We start from the raw sequence: 20,842 nt of genomic DNA on the forward strand, positions 1-20,842 counted from the left end.
GATGCTATGAATTATTTAAAAAATTGTGTGTTTGTTAGTGCTCTTTATTTTGTTTTTTTTAGTGCCAGTTTATTAGCTGCTACGACAGTTTCGGGTGAATTTAAGCAATTAAAGCATTTTGCCGGCTTCTCTAAACCATTCATCTCCAAAGGGGAGTTTACACTTGAAGGGGAAAAGCTGCTTTGGTATGTAAAAACACCAGTACAAAGTACATTACTAATCGAGAATGGCCAAGTATTTGTGAAAAATAAAGAGGGTGAGCTTACTCCTCAGCCTGGCAGCGAGCAGTTTGTAGGCTTATTAACTGACTTACTCGCATTAGATATGAAAGCATTATATGCGCGTTTTGATGTAACAAATCAAACAGGCTGTTTATTATTAAAGCCAAAAGATACGCTATTAAAACAGCTGTTTAGCCATTTTATTCTTTGTGAAAATAACCAGCGTGTACAAAGTATAACCTTAAATGAGCACTCGGGTAGCAACACAGTAATAGAGTTTTCTTATGCAAATACACCTAATAATTAATAAGTGTAAGTAACCTTCGGAAAAGTGATGTGATTAAACGTATTAGTGTACTTATTACATGGTTTGGTTTTTTAGCTGTTTTACTTTGTGCTGCTTTGTATATCACTAAGCCTGTATTAAATGCTGATATGTTTAGTTTATTACCAAAATCACATTCTCAATTGGCGTACGGCGAAGAGGTCTTTTTTAAAAAAAATGCAAACCGTATTATGTTTTCATTTACTGGTGATGGTAAAAACTTAGCACATGACGAGCTTAAATCATGGCTGTTGAAACGTGATATAAAAAATAGCTTTGAACTGCCAAGCATTGTGCAGTTATCTTCAGTGTTCTCTGCGTATCAACATGCGCTGCTTAGCGACAATTATAAAAATAGTATGGTTGATAAAGCACAGTTTGAGTCATTTTACCTTACTCAATTAAATCAATTAGGAAACCCTTTTGTAAGTGCCACCCTAAAAGCCGATATTAGTTTAAGTCTTGCTGCATTTATAGGCGATAATTTAAAACAAAGTCAGTTATTCTCTTTAAAAAATGAGCGGTTAACGCGCCGTCTAAATCATACTGATTATGCTGTTATATTGGCTACCATACCTAACAATAGCCTCCCAATTGATGAGTCTATTAAGCTTGCGAGCAGCATTAAAAATAAGCTTGAAAGTTTAAATGATACGTACCCACAGACCACTATTCGCTATTCAGGTGCTCTTTTTCATACAGCTGAAAACGCTCAGCAAGCTAAGTTTGAAATGAGCTTATTTGGTGGCCTTAGTGTAATCGCATTACTTTTAATGGTGTTTTGGGTATTTAGGCAAGTCAGTAGCATTTTGCTTGCAAGCTTAACCGTACTTAGTGCACTGGCTGGTGGTGCTACGGCCATGGTATTTGTGTTTAATTCGATTCATTTATTAACACTGATTTTTGCTGTAACCCTAATTGGTATAGCTATTGATTATGCATTTCATGCGATGACTGATTTAGCGTATGGCAACAGTTTTTACCAAAGTAGTGGGTTAAGCAAAGGCACAAAAACAGCTTTGCTTTTATCTTTTATTACAACAGGCCTAGGCTATAGCTGTTTATTAGGTGCGCCAATTTCACTTTTATCGCAAGTAGCAGTGTTTGTAATTGCTGGGCTTGCGAGCGCTTGGTTATTCACATTAATTATATTACCTATCTGGCAATCTAAGCTTGTGCTCTCTGAGCGAAGTTTGATTAAAAGTCAGCAGTTATTAGGTTTAATGGTGCGCTTTAACCGTTATAAGCAATCGGTTTTACTCGTATTGGGGCTGGTGTTAATGTTTTTGTTTTATCTTAAACCCATTTCATTTAACAACGATGTACGTTTACTAAATGCAAGCCCACAGCAACTAATACTTAATGAGCAAAAGCATTTAACTTTAATGGGACAGTTAGATGCCCACATTGTATTTTTATTTGCATCAAATGCTGAACAACTACTGCAAAAGCAAGAGCGACTAATAGATGATTTAAAGCGTATTAACCCACATCTTAAACACAATGCTATTAAGCGTTGGTTACCTAGTAAGCGCACGCAAGAAAATAATTTAGCGCTCTTTAATGAGGCTGTTAAGAACGATGTGTTAATTATCACTGAAAAATATGCAGGGATAAAAGTTGAGTCAGCTAACAGAGAACTTTTGAGTTACGATGCTTTAGCAAATAGTCATTTTTCAGCACTTTTAAATGCACAAATGTTTGTTGAGCCTGATAAGGCTGTTACTTGGTTTTCTGTATCGGGAATATCCACGCACGCGTTAACTTCTAACGTTAATGCTTTTGAAGATGCGTTTATATATAACAAGCCTGAGCAAATCAGTAGCCTACTTGAAAACTACAGCCAGTATTTATTGCTTACATTGGGCGTGGCTATTGTTATTTGCTTTGTTTTATTTAGCTATAAATTTGGCCTTCGGATTGGCACTGTGCAGGTGATAACATTAAGTGCCAGTCTGTTGACTATGCTTTGGGTATGTAATGCAGCGCAAGGAAGTATCTCAATTTTTAATCTGCTAGGTGGCTTACTCATTATTGGTCTAGCCATAGATTATTTAGTGTTTTACCAAATTAACAACTTAACGGCGGTAAATGTATTGGCCATTAGCTTGTCGGCCGCCTCTTCGATGTGTGTATTTGGTATGCTCGCCTTTTCAAATACTCCCGCCATTTTTAGTTTTGGCCTTACTGTTATGGTAGGGATTTTAGCCGTATATATTTTATCTCCATTAAGTGTATTAAAGTCTCAAAAGGAATAATAATTTGAACAACCTTGAGCAGTATGATGTTGTGGTTATAGGAGCAGGGCCTTCAGGTGCACTTGTAAGTAGCTTATTAGTACAAAAAGGCTGGAAAGTGCTGGTGCTAGAGCAACAAGTATTTCCTCGTTTTTCAATTGGCGAAAGCTTATTACCTCAATGTATGGAATATTTAGCGGATGCTGGGCTAGTTAACACAATACATGAATATGCGGATGAGCTTGGCTTTCAATTTAAAGATGGTGCTGCGTTTCATCGTAATGGCCAAAATACAGCTATAAATTTTACTGAAAAATTTAGCCCAGGCCCGGGTACTACTTTTCAAGTTAAACGGGCTGATTTTGATAAGCTGATTGCTGATAGGGCGCAGCATCAAGGCGTTGAAATTCGCTATCAGCATAGTGTTATTGGTTTTACTGATGAAGCTGCTAGTGCGACGCTGCAAGTGCAAAATAATAAAAAACAAACGTATGACGTAAGGGCTAAGTTTGTACTTGATGCGAGCGGTTTCGGCCGAGTTTTACCAAAACTTTTAAATTTAGAAAAACCTTCTACTTTTCCTGTGCGTAGTGCTTATTTCAGTCACTTTAATGATGGCATTACTGACGAGCTGTTTGATAGAAATAAAATTTTAATAACCGTTCACCCTAAATTTAATGATGTTTGGTATTGGCTCATCCCCTTTAGTGATGGCACGTCCAGCATTGGGGTTGTGGCAAAGCAAACACGCTTTAATGAGAGTAGTGAAGCTGACACCTTAAAACAGTTTATAGAGCAAGACCCTTACTTAAAAAAACTTTTAGCTAATCGCGTACCTATAACACAGGCGCGTAGCATTAGTGGTTACTCAGCTAATGTATGTACGCTACATGGAAAACATTTTGCTTTACTAGGCAATGCGGGTGAATTTTTAGATCCGGTGTTTTCATCTGGGGTGACTATTGCTTTAAAGTCTGCACACTTAATTGCCCCCTTTATTGATGATTATTTAAATGGAGAAGTGATTGATTTTGAGGAATGTTACGCCGAGCCATTGCAGGCAGGAGTTGATTGTTTTAAAACCTTTGTTAAAGGTTGGTACGATACCCGATTTCAAGACGTTATTTTTTATTCAGAACAAAACTCGCAGGTTCGTGAAATGATCAGTGCTATTTTAGCGGGTTACGCATGGGATAAAAATAATCCATTTGTTGCTCAAAGTGAGCGTCGTTTAAATGTATTAGCGCAGCTATGTCAAAATTAATCCCAGTTATTGAGGCTCATACCAGACACTTTTTAAAATGTACTTTTATAGCTTTAGTGTGTGTTTGCATAACAGCATGTAGTAGCACATATAAAAGCAGTGAGCGTGTTGATATTTCTGCAGCCACTACACTTGATATTTCGCATGTGCCTGTACAAATGTTTGATCAAAATTGGCAGCATGTTTTATATATTCAAAACAATGAGAAAGAGCATACATTATTAGCACAATTAGAAATAAACAAGCAGGGTACTATCAACTTATTGTTAATGACTACACAAGGCTTACCTATTTTAAAGCTTGAGAAACTAAATAACCAACCACCTAATGTTACTAAAATGATAGTCGGTGTTGATTTAGACCCAGCTTATATATTGGCAGATATTGCCTTAGTGCATTGGCCTGTATTATTTCTTAATGAGAAAATATCTGGGGCGATTATAAAGCAGATAGCCACACAAAGGCGTGTAGTAAAAAATAACCGCTCGATTATTACAATAAATTATAGCGATAATAAAACAGTACTAAATAATAGTGAGCGACATTATCAAATTACATTTGAGAAGGTAAACTAGTGACTTTTTGGTTAAATGATTTAGGCATTGTAAGTGCAATGGGCAAAGGCGTTGAAGATACAATTATTAGCCTAAATAACTTACAAAATAATGAAGCCCCACAGCTTTTAAAGACAAAAGATTTAAGCACAGAGGGTTTGCCATTTTATGTTGGGCACGTGGACTGCGTTCCTCTAAATCAAAAGCACCGTATTGATACGCTAATTGATATAGCCCTTGAGCAAATATCCCCAACACTTAAGCGTTTTTCACATATTGATAAATCACGAATTGCTGTTGTGGTAGGTACAAGTACATCTGGGGTGCATGATGGCGAACAAGCTCGAGCTGAACACGACAGTTCAGGTGTGTGGCCAAGTGACTTTTTATATGCTGATCAAGAACTTGCTACTCCTTCGCATTACTTAGCCGAAAAAGTAGGGGCGTTAGGTCCTTGTTATAGTATTTCAACGGCATGTACCTCAAGTGCTAAAGCTCTCATTAGCGCAAAAGCTTTAATAACTGCTGATTTAGCAGACGTTGTAATTTGTGGTGGCGTAGACAGCCTTTGCAAACTTACCATTAATGGATTTAATGCCTTGGCATCAATGAGCACTGGAATGTGTAAGCCTTTTTGCGATGACAGAGATGGTATTAATATTGGTGAGGGTGCTGCGTTATTTGTCATGAGTAAAGAAGCACCGTTAGAAAATGGCGTCATGTTTTTAGGTGGTGGGGAAAGCTCTGATGCTCATCACATTTCGGCGCCAGACCCTAGCGGTAATGGTGCAAAATCGGCAATGAAAGCTGCTCTGGCCGTTGCTGACTTATTACCTAGTGATATTGACTATATAAATGCACACGGCACAGCAACAATTAAAAATGACGAAATGGAAGCCCTTGCAATTAATAGTGTGTTTGGCAACAATACACCGCTGAGCTCCAGTAAGTACTTAACTGGGCACACTTTAGGTGCAGCTGGTGCAATTGAAGCAGGTATTTGTTGGCTGTTGCTCAGAGGGAGAGGAAATATTACTTTGCCTTTTAATAAATGCACACACAGAAATAAGCTCGCAGATATCAACGTTATTGAGCAAGCTAGCACGGTTAAATTAAATTACTGCCTATCAAACTCATTTGCGTTTGGTGGTAATAATGCCAGTTTGATTTTAGGTACTCATAATGAATAATTATTCTATAGAGCAGGTTGTACCCCACGATGCTCCTATGATCTTAATAGATCAGTTAGTTGAATACAGCGATGAAAGTGCAACCTGCTCTGTGACTATTACACCCCAAAGCCCTTTTTATAATGAGCAAATTGAGGGAGTGCCAAGTTATATAGGTGTTGAATATATGGCCCAGTCTATAGCTGCCTATGCTGGAGCATTAGCTAACGATATTAATGAAGCGGTTAAAATTGGCTTTTTGATCGGCACGCGAAAATATAAAACACATCAGGCTATGTTTTATAAAAACAGCACCTTAACTATTTATGTTCACAAGCTTTACCAAGAAGAATCTGGTTTAAGTGTGTTTGAATGCCAAATAAGTGAAAATAAAAAAATACTGTGTGATGCAAAAATAAATGTATTTCAGCCAGAAGAGCCGCTGGAATTTATAAGAGAAAACCAATGAATAAAAGAATTTTAGTGACCGGCTCTAGCCGGGGTATAGGTAAGGCTATTGCACTTAAACTTGCAGCTCAAGGCTATGACATTACTGTTCATTGCAGAACTGGTTTAGAGCAAGCTCAGCAAACATGTGCAGAAATACACGCACTTGGACAAAGCACTACACTACTACAATTTGACGTATGCGATAGAGCAGCGGCAAAGCAACAAATTGAGCAAGATATTACAAACAATGGTGCTTACTATGGTGTGGTGTGTAATGCGGGCATTACCAACGATATGGCTTTTCCGGCAATGCAGGGCGATGATTGGGATAGCGTAATTAGAACTGGGTTAGATGGCTTTTATAATGTTGTGCACCCAACAGTTATGCCCATGGTACAAACTCGTAAAGGTGGGCGCATTATTACTATGGCTTCAGTGTCGGGTATTGCGGGCAACAGAGGGCAAGTAAATTACAGCGCAGCGAAAGCAGGTATTATTGGCGCTACCAAAGCCCTATCGCTGGAACTAGCTAAGCGAAAAATTACTGTAAATTGTGTAGCGCCTGGTTTAATTGAAACAGCAATGACGGATGAGCTTCCGGTTACTGAAATGATGAAAATGATTCCACTTAAACGTATGGGAACAGTGAACGAAGTGGCTGGTACAGTTGCATTTTTAATGTCTGATGATGCTGCTTACATCACTCGCCAAGTTATTTCGGTTAACGGCGGGATGGTTTAATGAAACGTGTTGTTGTTACAGGGATGTCGGTTATAACCGCATTGGGCGATGATTGGGATGAATTTAAAAGCGCCTTGATTAAAGGTGAAAATGCAGTTGTAACAATGCGTGAATGGGATAAGGCTGATGGGCTTAATACGCGCTTAGCTGCCCCTGTCACCCATTTTGAAAAACCTAACCATTATAAACGTAAGCAAATACGCTCAATGGGGCGAGTGGCACTTATGTCCACACGTGCAACTGAGCGTGCGCTTGAGCAAGCTGATTTACTTGAACATAAAAGTCTTACAGATGGCTCTACCGGTGTAGCATATGGCTCATCCACCGGCTCAACACCGCCGCTTCTCGCATTTGCAAATATGTTGGAAAGTGGCTCAATGTCTGGAGTCACAGCTACAAGCTATATTCAAATGATGGCACATACAGCGCCAGTAAATGTAGGCGTATTTTTTGGCTTAAAAGGACGAGTGATCACCACAAGTTCGGCATGTACGTCTGGCTCGCAGGGTATTGGCTACGCCTATGAGGCAATTAAATTTGGTCGTCAAAAAATAATGGTAGCAGGGGGGGCAGAAGAACTTTGTATTACCGAAGCAGCTGTATTTGATACGCTGTATGCTACAAGTATTAAAAATGACACCCCTAAAAATACGCCTCGCCCATTTGATAAAAACCGTGATGGCTTGGTTATAGGAGAAGGTGCCGGTACTTTAATACTTGAAGAGTATGAGCATGCTAAAGCTAGAGGGGCAAAAATATTGGCTGAGGTTGTCGGTTTTGGCTGTAACTCTGATGGACAACATGTTACTCAGCCATCTTCAGATACCATGCAAATAGCTATTGAAATGGCATTGCAAGATGCCAATTTATCACCTGATAAAGTAGGTTATGTCAATGCGCATGGTACCTCAACCGATAGAGGTGATATTGCTGAGTCTCATGCTACTTTTAATGCGCTGGGAGTTAAACCTATTAGTTCTTTAAAAAGCTATTTAGGGCATACTTTAGGGGCGTGTGGTGCAATAGAAGCATGGGCTACTATTAATATGATGAGCGATAATTGGTTTGCACCTACAATAAATTTAACCGATATAGATAATGATTGCGCTGAGCTTGATTATATTAAGACACAAGGGCGAGAAATTAACACCGATTATGTCATGAGTAATAACTTTGCATTTGGTGGGATTAATACATCTCTTATTTTTAAACGGTATAAGCAAGATTAATCAAGTTTATAAACACTAATCACTAACTGTTGACTCATTTTTGCTGTATAATTTGCGACCCTTGATAAATGTGGCCGCAGGTTATACAGCATGAATTTTAAATCTTTTAGTTTTTCCCCTGAACTTATTCAGGCGTTAGACGAACTTAATTACCACACCCTTACGCCCATTCAGCGTTCAGCTATTCCGGCTGTTCGTAAAGGTAAAGACGTTTTAGCAAGTGCCCAAACAGGCACGGGTAAAACGGCTGCGTTTGCTTTACCTATCATCCAAAAATTAACTGAATCTGAGCTAAGCACAAGCAATGCTCCGCACGCGTTAGTGCTTGCGCCTACTCGTGAGCTGGCAGAGCAAATAGCAAATAACTTTAAAGCCTATGCAAAACATACCGCTTTAAAAGTAGTGAGCTTATTTGGCGGTGTTAATACCGCAGGCCAAGCAAATGCACTTAAAGACGGCGTAGATGTTGTAGTTGCAACCCCAGGGCGTTTACTTGATCATATTCGTTTAGGTAATTTAAGCCTAGCAAACGTAAAACACTTAGTACTTGATGAAGCTGATCGTATGCTTGATATGGGTTTTATTGAAGATATGCAAAGTGTTATTAAAAGTTGTGACGAGCAGCGCCAAATTTTACTTTTCTCAGCCACTTTTCCAGCGGCTATTAAGCAGTTTGCAGCAAAAGTATTAAAACAGCCTGAAATTGTTCGCGTAGATCAAACTAATAGTACTGCAAGTACGGTACAGCATGTTGTGTACCCAGTTGAAGAGCGTCGTAAGCAAGAGCTGCTTTCTGAGCTGATTGGTAAAAAGAACTGGCAACAGGTACTTGTGTTTGTAAACATGAAAGAAACGGCGGACGAGCTGGTTAAAGAGCTTAACCTTGATGGTATTCCTGCCACTGTATGTCATGGTGATAAATCGCAAGGTAACCGCCGACGCGCACTTCGTGAATTTAAAGAAGGCAAAGTACGTGTTTTAGTGGCTACCGAAGTTGCAGCGCGCGGTATTGATATTGAAGGCCTACCACGAGTAATTAATATTGATTTACCATGGCTTGCAGAAGATTACGTACACCGCATTGGCCGTACAGGTCGTGCTGGTAATCTAGGCCAAGCTATTTCGTTTGTAAGCCGCGAAGAAGAAAACACCTTGTTTGAAATAGAGTCGTTAATTGGCCAAAAAATCAAACGTGTTTACTTAGAGGGTTATGAAGTAAGTAGCCGTGAAGTACTTATTGATAAAATAGGTAAAAAACCAGCGCATTTACGTCGTAGCCGTACGAATAAGCCAACAGGCCAAGCAACAGGCGAAGCACGTGCGGTAAATCGCTCACGTATTTCAAATGTGCGTAAAAGCTTAAAAGGCGCCAAGCTTACCCTTAAAAAGTAAGCTTACAAAGTGTAGCGCTTTTAAAAACCTGAGGTTTACTCGGGTTTTTTTGTGCCTCAATTTAGCTCAAGGTTTAAACAAAAAAACCTCACTAAGTGAGGTTTTTGATTAATAACTTAAAAGGGTTAAGCGTTTTCTAACATTGAGAGTGCAACGGCTTCAGCCGCTTTAATACCATCAATACCTGCAGATAAAATACCACCTGCGTAACCGGCGCCTTCACCCGCTGGGTATAAACCTTTAGTATTTATGCTTTGGAAGCTTTTATCGCGCTTGATACTAATAGGTGATGATGTACGGGTTTCTACCCCTGTTAATAAACCGTCGTTTGTAGAAAAGCCACGAATCTGCTTATTAAAGGCTGGAATGGCTTCGCGTATTGCATCGATAGCAAACTGCGGGAGTACATTTGCTAAATCGGTGAGTTTTATTCCTGGTGTAAACGACGGTTGTACATCACCTAAATCGCCCGATGCTTTTCCTTTTAAAAAGTCGCCAATTAACTGTGCTGGTGCATCGTAGTTGCTACCGCCTAATGCATAGGCTTGCTCTTCTAGTTTACGTTGCAAATCAATGCCGGCAAGCGGGTGACCAGGGAAGTCTTTTTCAGGTGTAATACCTACTACAATGGCACTATTTGCATTGCGCTCACTCCGAGAGTATTGGCTCATACCGTTTGTTACTACGCGGCCTTCTTCAGAGGTGGCGGCTACAACAGTCCCTCCTGGGCACATACAAAAGCTGTAAACTGTGCGGCCATTATCACAATGGTGAACGAGTTTATAATCAGCAGAGCCTAAAATGGGGTTACCCGCGTTAGGCCCAAAACGACACTCATCAATCATCGATTGCTTATGCTCGATTCTAAAGCCCACAGAAAACGGTTTAGCTTCTACATAAATGCCTTTATCGTGAATCATTTTAAAGGTATCACGGGCGCTATGTCCCACAGCAAGTACTACATGGCGAGTATTGAGCTTTTCACCGTTTGAAAGCGTTAAGCCTGTTACTTGTCCATCATCTATATGAATGTCGTCTACGCGCGTACTAAAGCGGATTTCGCCGCCAAGTTCAATAATACGTGCGCGCATTTTTTCAATCATGGTAACAAGTTTAAACGTACCAATGTGCGGCTTACTTACGTATAAAATTTCATCTGGTGCGCCGGCTTCTACAAATTCGGTGATAACTTTACGCCCGTAATGTTTTGGATCTTTTACTTGGCTGTATAGTTTACCGTCTGAAAATGTACCTGCGCCACCCTCGCCAAATTGCACGTTAGACTCTGTATTAAGGGTGCGTTTACGCCAAAAGCCAAAGGTGTCTTTGGTGCGTTCGCGTACTTCTTTACCGCGCTCTAAAATAATAGGGTTAAAACCCATTTGAGCCAGCACTAAGCCCGCAAATAATCCACACGGGCCAAAGCCAATTACTACAGGTCTCTCAGTAAGGTTAGCGGGGGCGTGGGCAACAAATTTGTATGAGGTATCAGGGGCAGGCTTTACGTGCTGATCTTTAGCAAATGCGTTTAACAGCGCTTCTTCGTTATCTACTTCAATATCGAGGGTATAAATAAGTAAAATAGCCGTTTTTTTACGTGCATCGTACCCACGTTTAAACACATTGTAGCTGTGTAGCTGCGCTGGCTGTATTTTTAGTTTATCAACTATGGCTTGGCCTATAGCGTCTTCATTATGATCAAGCGGCAGCTTTATTTCGGTTAAACGTATCATTGTTATCTCTTTTAGGTGTCTTAGCGGTAATATTATCCGCTCACAATAAGAAGTGTAGGGCACGTAATGGCTATACATTAAGGGCGCATATATTACGTTAAATTGACCGCAGATGGCACATATTTATTGTGTTTTTAATGGGGTTGGGTATGATCCTCGCTTTAGATAATTAATTACTAGGTTTAAACTATTATGGCGTTTGTGGTCACCGAAAACTGTATTAAATGTAAATACACAGATTGTGTGGCAGTGTGCCCTGCAGATGCCTTTTACGAAGGCCCTAACTTTTTAGCAATAAGCCCTATTGATTGCATAGATTGTGGATTATGCGTACCAGAGTGCCCAGCTGAAGCAATTTACCAAGAAGACGAGCTGCCAGAAGACCAAAAAGAGTTTACCGAGCTTAATGCTGAGCTTGCATTGGTGTGGCCACGCATTGTTGAGGTAAAACCAGCGCCTGCTGATGCCGATAGTTGGAATGGTGTGGCTAATAAGTTTAAATTAATTGAAACCTAGCTTTTAAATTAAGCCTTTAATATTAATTAGTTAAAAAAGCTATTGTTTTTAGTATCAAACTATTAACAAATGTACTGACTTAAATTACACTGCATAAATAAGTTTACCTTTTAAGGGTAAACACGTCTAAATGGATGTTTATGCAGTACTTAATAATTATAAAAAAACAATGCAGTGCTTTATTCCCCTTCTTATTAGCACTTTTATTTTCTAACCACCTTTATGCCAGTGAAAAACAGCAGCATTCTCTTGTACATATAAATGCAGATATTACTGTAGATGGCGTACTTGATGAGCCCCACTGGCAAAATGCCACTTTAGTTCCTATAGCATTTCAAGATGAGCCTAACGAAAAGGGCACCCCACCGGTTAAAACCGATGCTTACATGTATGAAAATGGCAGCAACTTATATGTTGCATTTGTAGCCGAAGATCCACAGCCGAGCGAAATTACAGCGTCACTACGTGACAGAGATACGCTTTGGCAAGATGATACGGTTATTTTAATTATTGACACTTTTAACGACGAACGTTCAGCTTACGAATATTATGTAAACCCATTGGGTGCGCAAGGTGATACGCGGATGAGTGACACCGATGGCTGGCAATCAGACCCGTCTTGGGATGCAATATGGGATAGCGCAGGGCAAATTACCGACCAAGGGTTTGTGGTTGAAATGCGTATACCTTTTAAAGCGCTAAGATTTCCTGAAAATAAAACAGATTTAACATGGGGCTTTGCCCTTATGCGAAATTACCAACGTGATGTACTGTATCAGCTTTCAAATATGGGGTTTGACCGAGATATAAAATGCAGTTTATGTCAGTTTGATAAATTAAATGGTTTTAAAAATATAAAAGCCAGCAAAAATCTGCAACTAACGCCTACACTTACGGCGCTCAGAAATGATTCAAAACCTACCTTGCCAGGGCAGTGGGATAATGGCGATATAGACACCGAAGCTGGCCTTGATTTACGCTGGGGGGTTACACAAGATGCGGTAATTAATGCCACTATAAACCCAGATTTTTCGCAAATAGAAAGTGATGCGTTAGCCCTTGATGTAAATACCACGTACTCAATTTATTATGCAGAAAAGCGACCATTTTTTTTAGATGGCGCATCTTACTTTAAAAGCAGTTTATTTGAACTATTGTATACCCGCACTATTGCAGAGCCTGAAGTAGGGGCGAAATTAACAGGTAAAACAGGGCAACATAGCTATGCATTTATGTATGCCGATGACAATAATAGCAATATTTTATTGCCTACAAATCAAGGCTCTGGTTTTGCAATTTTAGAGGATAAAACCCATGCAGCAGCAGCGCGTTATCAATACGATATTGGCCAACAAGGCACTATAGGGCTAAGTACGACTCACCGCGAAAGCGATGATTACTACAATACAGTACTTTCTGTCGATGGCAGCTATTGGTTTAATCAATCAGATCTACTGACCTACCAGGTAGCTACAACAGATTCTAAAAACTCTGATTTTTTAACAAGTAACTATAACTTATCTAAAACTCAATCTGATGAAGCGTACGCTATAGAGTTTACCCGTGATAAACGTGACTACAATTTGTTTGCTAGCTATGAAAACATAGGTAAAGACTATCGTACTGACTTAGGTTATCAAGAAAAAGTAGATTATGAGAACGTAGGCTTTGGGGGCGGGCAAACCTGGTATGCAGATGAATCTGGCTTATTAACGTCATGGTCTTATGAGGCTGATTGGGATAAAACATGGGCGCAAAATGGCGACCTACTTGAAGAAGAATACCAAGGGTTTATAACATTAAAAGGGCAAAAGCAGTCTATTTTTGAAATTGGCTTACTGCATCGTTATGAAAACTATAATGATGCTTTTTATAATCAAAATATTGGCTTTGTTTATACGGGCTTTAAACCTAAAAATAATATATGGCTTTCGTTTTACGGTGAGTATGGCAGCCGCATTGATTACGCCAATGAGCAAATTGGCGATTCGTATGCAACGCAAACACAAGTTACGTGGGATATAAACGATCATTGGCAAGTAGACGCTACACATAACTACAGCGTTTTAGATAACCCTCAAGGGGAGCGAGTTTATACTGCGAACTTATTAGATTTTAGGCTTTATTATAAATTTAGCATGCGCGCTATGCTCAAGCTTATATTGCAATTTGAAGACATTGATAGGAATAAAGACGCCTACTACTACCAAGTTAGCCACATTAATAAAGACTACGGCAGCCAATTAGTTTACTCGTACAAAATTAATGCTCAAACATTATTTTATTTAGGCTACTCAGATAAAAGCTATCAAGACGATTCCCTAAAACACGTTGAAAGAGATCAACGCACATTTTTTACAAAAGTGAGCTATGCATGGCAACTTTAAATAACCATAAAAAGGATGAATATGAAAACAATAAAAATAACTATCGCAGCTGCAATGGTAGCAACCCTAGCGGGTTGTGCTGCTAAGCAAGATATAACTCGCTTTGACACTGTGAAACCAGAAGTAGTATGTATAGCTGAACATAAGGCAGTTAAAGAAGGCGTTGTCACAGCAATGGAAGAAGGGTTTGCAAAACATAACGTCAAAACACGTGTAATTGCTGCTAACTATGTATTGAAACATCAGGAGTATCAAACTGAATTACCTAATGCTGACATCGCAGGGTGTAATGCCGTTGCTTATTACGTGGCTAACTGGCATTGGGATTTAGCGTTGTACATGTCATACGCGAATATTTGGGTTACAGACGCTCAAACCAATAAAAAAATTGCGCAAGCATCTTATCGCACCGGCGGTGGTTTGGATAAGTTTATAGACGCGAAAGAAAAAATTATCGAACTAATCGATGGTATGTATTAAATACTTGTAATATTAGTTTTTTCAAACATTTTAAGCTTAAGGTTTATTTTTATTCATCACACTCTATAATTAGTTAATTATTAAGCATTAATTTATTCTTTTTGAGTATAGTTCTAAAAATTTTAATGAATAAGGACTGTGCTATAGCTTGCTTAGTACTAAAAACAGGCGATATAATCGTCTTTTAGTAACGGGTTTATAGGATAAGTAATTTAGATGGATTTTGTTGATGAATAAATTTAAACCCTTAGGCGGCATTTTTTTTGTATTTATCTTGTTTTGCTTTTGTTTAAACATCGAACTAACAAACCAGATTAACCGCATTAATTTATTCAACCCTGATATAGATTTACGCCACTTTGATATTGTAGATACAACGCTCGAAATGGCGCCTTGGTATAACCCTATGCTCAATGGGCACTATTTAATACACCAGCCTTCTGCCGATTTTTTGTTAGTTAAAACTACCGACACGGAATTTATCGCTGCAAACGCAACAAAGCTTATTTTAATGACGCTAACGTCGCCAATAAACTTTATATTAGTGTGTATGGCATTGTTTGTTGGCTTTACAATTATTCGTAAAGAGCGTAAAAAAATCTCTTATCAGCATCAAATTGCACAACTGAATAACAACGCTAATCAATTGCTTGTAGCCTTTAACCTACAACCCCAACACGACAACCCATCAGGGCTGGGTAATTTAAGCCAGTCAATAAACAATTTAAATACCCATGTTGCTAATTATTTAAAGCAAACACAAACAAGTATCTGCCAAGATAAGCTAACCTTGCTCATTGACCGCCATGCTTATATTGAGCATATAGATAGGCAAATAAATTTTACTGACGAAGAGCAGCTTAAATGCGCCTTGTTGTTTATTGACCTAGATGGCTTTAAACAGGTAAATGACTCGTTTGGCCACAGCTTTGGTGATGAAATTTTGGTGCAGGTTGCTACACGCCTAGCCAACGTTTTGCGCCATCATAAATTAAGTAATATTAACGAGGCGAATCAGTTAGAGCAAAATTTATCACGTTTAGGCGGTGACGAATTTTCAATTTTTATTGAGTCAGTAGATACCGATAATAAAGTGGTCGATATTGCTAAGCACGTACTCAGTGAACTAGAAAAAGACTTTGTACTGGGTAATAAAATAATAAAAATTAGCGCCAGTATTGGTATAGCGGCGTACCCAGAGAGCGCATCAACACCACAAGCATTATTGCAATTGGCCGATGTGGCAATGTACCGTGCAAAAAGCGATGGTAAAGGGATTTTTAAAGTGTACTCCCCAGAGATGGGTAATAAAATGCGCCGCTATCACTATTTATTAGAAGAGTTGCGTTTAGCAGTTGCGTGTAAAGACTTTTACTTATCTTTTCAACCTATCGTGCATGTAGAAGATTGCATGATAGATTATTTTGAAGCGCTTACACGCTGGGAACATCCTATAGAAGGGATGATTTCACCGGCGGAGTTTATACCTATTGCCGAAGAGTCTAACCTTATTTTAGAGCTCGGCGATTGGATTATGCATGAGTCGTGTAGGCAAATGGCGGCATGGCATAATGCCGGTATGCGCAAAGTAAAAATTTCGGTTAATGTATCGGGTGTGCAACTAAAACACCGCTCAGTGTACGATTGGATAATGAAAAACCTAAAAAACACAGGGCTGCCATCGCATTCTTTAATGCTAGAAATAACAGAGTCTACGTTTATTAAAGCCAGTAAAAGTATGATTGAAGAGCTTGAGCGGCTTCGTGCTGAAGGTGTGACAATTGCTATTGACGATTTTGGTACCGGCTTTAGTTCATTAAGTACATTGGCTGATTTGCCCATTGATGTAATAAAAATAGATCGCTCGTTTATCTCTCAAGCCGATAAAAGTCCAAAGTACAATGACATCCTTAATACGATTAGCGAGTTAGGTCAAAAGTTAGGACTTAAAATAGTGGCTGAGGGCGTAGAAGAAATCGAGCAGTTTGAACTTGTAAAACGCATGGGAGTAAGCTCTGTGCAAGGTTATTTGGTTAGTCGCCCAGAATCCTCTATCAATGTGGGTAACAAAGTTTTGCGTAAAAATACGGCTAACTTATCTGCAGCGGGCACCAGCGCGTGGGAAATAGAAAGTTAGAGCCTGTTTATTATAGGTAATTTAATAGCTTATGTAGGGTTTTAGGCTCAGGCTATTTTATGAAATTGCCCCTACCGATAGCGATTAACTTAAGCATTCACTGGCCCAGCTATTTAGCCCACAAAACGTTAAACCCTGTATTGTGCTTAATTGCCCCTAAATAAAACTAAGTTCTTTAGGGCTACAGCCTTAAAATTTAGTAAAAAAAATGCCACTTTTAAAAGTGGCATTTTTGTTTGTAGAATCTAACAACTACAAATTTATAAATCGAATGTGCGTGATATAGCAAGTACTATACGCTCATCAGCGTAATCGTAATCTAGGCTTGTGTCTTCAGCAGCAATCTCAATACCAAAGCCTTCGTAGCTAGTTTGGTACGCTAGACGGTAATGTTTGTATGATTTCTTTTGGTTTACATCCCATGCCCATTTTTCGCCATCAAGCGAATTAGAAATATCAAAGCTTGCACGAATGGCATGATTTGGGGCAATTTCAAAGGTGTGGGCAATCATAGAAATAACATGGCCAGCGCCTGTACCAAAGTAATCCCAGCTATACCAAAAGTTTAGCTCTGTTTGACCATACTCACTTGCATAGCCAAATTTTGTGTAGGCTTCGGCGTAGTTACCATCGCTGTTATTACCTTGGTATGTGTAATAAGCAATACCGTAATCAGCGCTAACCGTGTCAGTTAATTGCACGTATTTACCTAGGTAGGCATCAAGTTCAAAATCAGTGTCATCACCAAAATCTACATTAGATGCCCATGCACCCGCATAAACACCGCTGTCGAACGCGTAATCAAGGCTTGCTTGAATTGCAGGGTCGCTATCAGTTTGAGTTACACCGTTAAAAGTATAGTCAGATGCTGCTGTAATGGTTGTTGACCAGTTAGCTGACACTGTAGTTGATAAAAGTGCGAAAGGTAGCGCTACTGCTAGTTGTTTTAGTTTGTTATTCATTGTTGATCCCTAATGTACAGTTTCTATTTTTGTGTAATCTATTTTGTTTGCTTTTGGCGAACTGTCTATATTGTTAACCGTTTTAAATTTGCTGTAGCCAATAAACGCAGCACAACCAAAAAACAGTGCAATTACTAACGCGCCAACCCATTGAATTTGTAAAAACTCAAGCTTAAACAATAGGGTTAGTAACGAAAGGGCAACAATATTGAGTATCATATAGTTCATTTTACCTAAACGTTTAACCGTTAAGTTAAGGTTATCTGTGTATAAGCGTATTAATGAATCAAGCGAATTAATAACAAACACTATCCCAACAAATACCATGGCAAAGTTTTTAATACCCGCTGTTGAAATACCCATTTCGTGGTAGTGATAAAGTACGCTAAACCAAATCGCAATCGGAATAGATGGAAATATCAACATTGCACCTAATACTTGGTATGTTTTAAGGCCGCCTACAAAACGAGACGTAAATTGGCCAATCATAATGCTCCACGCAAACCACCAAAATAGATAAAATTCATGGTAGTCATTAAGCGGTAAAACAAACTCATTTATATTGGCAAAGTAAGTACCAATTTCAGCAAGGTTATTGGTAAATGCCGACATTTCGCTATCACCAACGACAAAGGCACCTGCCCACATAAAGGCAATTAATGCGATAAATAACCACGTTGTAGAAATACTTAAAAAGCGCACGTATTTAATATCTGTACTTGAGTACACAGCAAAGCAAATAGCTGCAAATACAATAAAGTAGAAGGTAGGTATAACGCTCGAACCATCGCCTAGCTCTGGTAAGTACCAGGGTAAGTTAGAAAGCAGTAGGTAAGCCGTAAAGGCACATGTGCCAATAATAACCACGTTATTAATGAACTTAACCCATGAAATTTCGAAAAATTTAACTTTGGGCTCTATTACACAGAAATAAAAGCACGTAAGAAAGTAAAATCCCCAGATCAAGAATCCCCAGTAGCCAAACTCAATAGCCAGTGGGTTTGCAAACGCGTATTCTGGGCTTGCTTTTATGTCTGCATAACCTGCAAATTCGGTTAATGGAAACATGATTAGGCCAACGTCTAGGCCTGAGGTAAATAAGATTGCGATAAAGGTAAAAGTTCTCACTGGTGTTACGCCTACTACGCGTACGTTACCCCATTTAAATAAAATAGTAATAACAGCAAGTAGCGTAAATATAATGCCAGCACTAAGCCATATAGTCATTATCGCCCTCCCAAAATGAATAAAAGTAACTCATAAGTTCTCCGTTTTTGTTTTATTACTTGCACAAACACCGCGTAACCAATTTACGCCGTGAGCCACTGCAAGTTGAACGTGCCCTACATAGTGTTAGGCACGTTATGGCTTAATTAAATCTCGCTATTACGTTGCGATGTTTGCCAATTACTGCTCATGGCAACGTTTACCGATGCCTGTGTAAGTGGGGTTTTACCTAAAATTAGATCAGCTGCTTTTTCTGCAACCATAATTGTAGGGGCATTTAAGTTGCCATTTGGCACCGTAGGGAAGATTGACGAGTCAACAACACGCAGCCCTTTAATACCGTGAACTTGGGTATTAGAATTAACCACGGCCATGTCATCTTCGCCCATTTTGCAAGAACAAGACGGGTGATAGGCACTTTCTACTGCTTGGCGTACAAAGGCATCTATTTCTTCGTCGGTTTGAATGTGCTTACCTGGTTGAATTTCTTCATCGCGGTAGTCATCAAATGCGCTTTGCTCAATAATGTCACGAGTTAGGCGCACACACGCTCTAAAGCCTTCAATATCGTCTTTATGCTGCAAGTAGTTAAATAAAATTTTCGGCGGTTGCTCAGGATTAGCTGATTGAATAGTGACACTACCACGGCTTTTAGGTTTGTTATGACCTACATGCACCTGAAAACCATGACCCGCAAATGCACTGCGCCCATCGTAGCGCATCGCCGCTGGTAAAAAGTGGTACTGAATATCTGGCCATTCAACGTCAGGTTTTGAGCGAATAAACGCACACGACTCAAAGTGGTTTGTTGCACCTAAGCCTTTTCGGGTCAGTAGCCATTTAGCGCCAATTAAGCCTTTTGAAATAAGACCTAATTTACCGTTTAAGGTAATAGGTTGTTTACACTTGTACTGAAAGTAAAACTCAAGATGATCTTGTAAGTTTTGACCTACGCCTGGTAAATGATGCTTTACCTCAACACCGGCTTCTTCAAGTATGGCTTTATCGCCAATCCCCGAAAGCTGTAAAATATGAGGTGAGCCAATTGGACCTGCACTTAATACAACGTCTTTAGTCGCATGCGCCGTTTTAAGAGTGCCATTTACTGTGTACTCAATGCCTGTGGCTTTTTTGCCTTCTAAAATCACTTTTTGTGCTAAAGCACCTGTAATAACTGTTAGGTTACTGCGTGATTTTACTGGGTCTAAATACTCGCGCGAGGCCGAACTGCGCACACCGTCTTTAACAGTCATGTGCATCGGGCCAAAGCCTTCTTGCTGAGCTGCGTTGTAGTCGCCTGTGTGTGCATACCCTGCTTCTACACCTGCTTTTATAAAGGTGGTGTAAAGCGGGTTTTGCATTTCGTTACCGTTATTAACGCCAAGCGGGCCTGCGCCACCACGGTGCGCATTTTCACCTAAATAAAAGCTTTCTGCTTTTTTAAAGTAAGGTAAGCACGACTGATAATCCCAGCCGTTAGCACCGTGTTGCTGCCACTCGTCAAAATCTTTCGCGTGGCCACGTACATATACCATGCCATTAATTGATGACGAACCGCCTAACACTTTACCGCGTGGGCAGTGCATTTCTCGGTTATCTAAATACGGCTCTGGTTGAGTGTGAAATTGCCATGCGTATTTATCTGTATTCATAGGAATAGAGAGCGCAGTTGGCATTTTTATAAATATACTTTTATCGCTACCACCGGTTTCTAGCAATAGCACTTTATTGTTTGTATCTTCAGATAAGCGATTTGCAAGTACACAACCTGCAGAACCGGCACCAACAATAATATAGTCGTAAGAGTTACTCATAGTT

The 20,842-nt window shown here is 39.5% G+C and carries 17 protein-coding genes; 13 read left to right on the top strand and 4 right to left on the bottom strand.

What is annotated here, in order from left to right; all coding sequences use genetic code 11:
- Nucleotides 1-6: 6 nt before the first annotated feature.
- The 9 genes from PSH50_RS10085 (at nt 7) to PSH50_RS10125 (ending at nt 9,582) form a co-directional block, all read left to right on the top strand.
- Complete coding sequence (locus PSH50_RS10085; protein WP_004586469.1) at nt 7-528, top strand: outer membrane lipoprotein carrier protein LolA; 522 nt, start codon at nt 7-9, stop codon at nt 526-528.
- 29 nt (nt 529-557) lie between these two features.
- Nucleotides 558-2,804 carry a transporter gene (locus PSH50_RS10090; RefSeq protein ID WP_273586320.1) on the top strand — a complete coding sequence of 749 codons (2,247 nt, stop codon included), beginning with the start codon at nt 558-560 and terminating at the stop codon, nt 2,802-2,804.
- A gap of 4 nt (nt 2,805-2,808) precedes the next feature.
- Nucleotides 2,809-4,047, top strand: a complete 1,239-nt coding sequence (locus PSH50_RS10095; protein WP_273586321.1) for an NAD(P)/FAD-dependent oxidoreductase — start codon at nt 2,809-2,811, stop codon at nt 4,045-4,047.
- Nucleotides 4,035-4,622, top strand: coding sequence for a DUF3261 domain-containing protein (locus PSH50_RS10100; protein WP_004586466.1), 588 nt, complete (start codon nt 4,035-4,037; stop codon nt 4,620-4,622). The genes PSH50_RS10095 and PSH50_RS10100 overlap by 13 nt, the downstream gene beginning before the upstream one ends.
- Nucleotides 4,622-5,791, top strand: coding sequence for a beta-ketoacyl-ACP synthase (locus PSH50_RS10105; protein WP_273609606.1), 1,170 nt, complete (start codon nt 4,622-4,624; stop codon nt 5,789-5,791). The genes PSH50_RS10100 and PSH50_RS10105 overlap by 1 nt, the downstream gene beginning before the upstream one ends.
- Nucleotides 5,784-6,239: a hotdog family protein gene (locus PSH50_RS10110; RefSeq protein ID WP_138577288.1), complete on the top strand. Its 456-nt coding sequence runs from the start codon at nt 5,784-5,786 to the stop codon at nt 6,237-6,239. Before PSH50_RS10105 ends, PSH50_RS10110 begins: the two co-directional genes overlap by 8 nt.
- Entirely contained in the window at nt 6,236-6,961 is a 726-nt protein-coding gene (gene fabG / locus PSH50_RS10115) for a 3-oxoacyl-ACP reductase FabG (protein WP_273586322.1), read from the top strand. Before PSH50_RS10110 ends, fabG begins: the two co-directional genes overlap by 4 nt.
- A complete protein-coding gene (locus tag PSH50_RS10120; RefSeq protein ID WP_273586323.1) occupies nt 6,961-8,190 on the top strand; it encodes a beta-ketoacyl-ACP synthase in 1,230 nt (409 codons plus the stop codon). The genes fabG and PSH50_RS10120 overlap by 1 nt, the downstream gene beginning before the upstream one ends.
- Before the next feature lie 90 nt (nt 8,191-8,280).
- The gene (locus tag PSH50_RS10125) at nt 8,281-9,582 is read left to right on the top strand and encodes a DEAD/DEAH box helicase (RefSeq protein ID WP_273586324.1); all 1,302 of its coding nucleotides are present in this window, start codon (nt 8,281-8,283) and stop codon (nt 9,580-9,582) included.
- Between the two features lie 125 nt (nt 9,583-9,707).
- Here the strand turns inward: PSH50_RS10125 and PSH50_RS10130 are convergent, their stop codons facing one another.
- Nucleotides 9,708-11,315: an NAD(P)/FAD-dependent oxidoreductase gene (locus PSH50_RS10130; RefSeq protein WP_024031796.1), complete on the bottom strand. Its 1,608-nt coding sequence runs from the start codon at nt 11,313-11,315 to the stop codon at nt 9,708-9,710.
- A gap of 192 nt (nt 11,316-11,507) precedes the next feature.
- Between PSH50_RS10130 and fdxA the strand changes: the two genes are divergently transcribed.
- The 4 genes from fdxA to PSH50_RS10150 all read left to right on the top strand — a co-directional run bounded on the left by fdxA (nt 11,508) and on the right by PSH50_RS10150 (nt 16,835).
- Entirely contained in the window at nt 11,508-11,831 is a 324-nt protein-coding gene (fdxA, locus tag PSH50_RS10135) for a ferredoxin FdxA (protein WP_273586325.1), read from the top strand.
- A gap of 140 nt (nt 11,832-11,971) precedes the next feature.
- A complete protein-coding gene (locus PSH50_RS10140; RefSeq protein ID WP_273609607.1) occupies nt 11,972-14,218 on the top strand; it encodes a carbohydrate binding family 9 domain-containing protein in 2,247 nt (748 codons plus the stop codon).
- A gap of 21 nt (nt 14,219-14,239) precedes the next feature.
- Complete coding sequence (locus tag PSH50_RS10145) at nt 14,240-14,698, top strand: Sbal_3080 family lipoprotein (RefSeq protein ID WP_004586456.1); 459 nt, start codon at nt 14,240-14,242, stop codon at nt 14,696-14,698.
- Nucleotides 14,699-14,927: 229 nt separating this feature from the next.
- The gene (locus PSH50_RS10150; protein WP_273586327.1) at nt 14,928-16,835 is read left to right on the top strand and encodes a bifunctional diguanylate cyclase/phosphodiesterase; all 1,908 of its coding nucleotides are present in this window, start codon (nt 14,928-14,930) and stop codon (nt 16,833-16,835) included.
- A gap of 260 nt (nt 16,836-17,095) precedes the next feature.
- Here PSH50_RS10150 and PSH50_RS10155 read toward each other — a convergent pair whose 3' ends face one another.
- From PSH50_RS10155 to betA, 3 genes are all read right to left on the bottom strand, one after another.
- Nucleotides 17,096-17,797: a TorF family putative porin gene (locus tag PSH50_RS10155; protein WP_054981895.1), complete on the bottom strand. Its 702-nt coding sequence runs from the start codon at nt 17,795-17,797 to the stop codon at nt 17,096-17,098.
- Nucleotides 17,798-17,806: 9 nt separating this feature from the next.
- Nucleotides 17,807-19,024, bottom strand: coding sequence for a BCCT family transporter (locus PSH50_RS10160; protein ID WP_064387210.1), 1,218 nt, complete (start codon nt 19,022-19,024; stop codon nt 17,807-17,809).
- A 146-nt stretch (nt 19,025-19,170) separates the two neighbouring features.
- Nucleotides 19,171-20,838: a choline dehydrogenase gene (betA, locus tag PSH50_RS10165; RefSeq protein ID WP_273609608.1), complete on the bottom strand. Its 1,668-nt coding sequence runs from the start codon at nt 20,836-20,838 to the stop codon at nt 19,171-19,173.
- Nucleotides 20,839-20,842: the final 4 nt, after the last annotated feature.

Origin of the sequence: Pseudoalteromonas sp. Angola-7 (assembly GCF_028599255.1) — a bacterium.
In the GTDB taxonomy this organism is placed as follows: domain Bacteria; phylum Pseudomonadota; class Gammaproteobacteria; order Enterobacterales; family Alteromonadaceae; genus Pseudoalteromonas; species Pseudoalteromonas atlantica.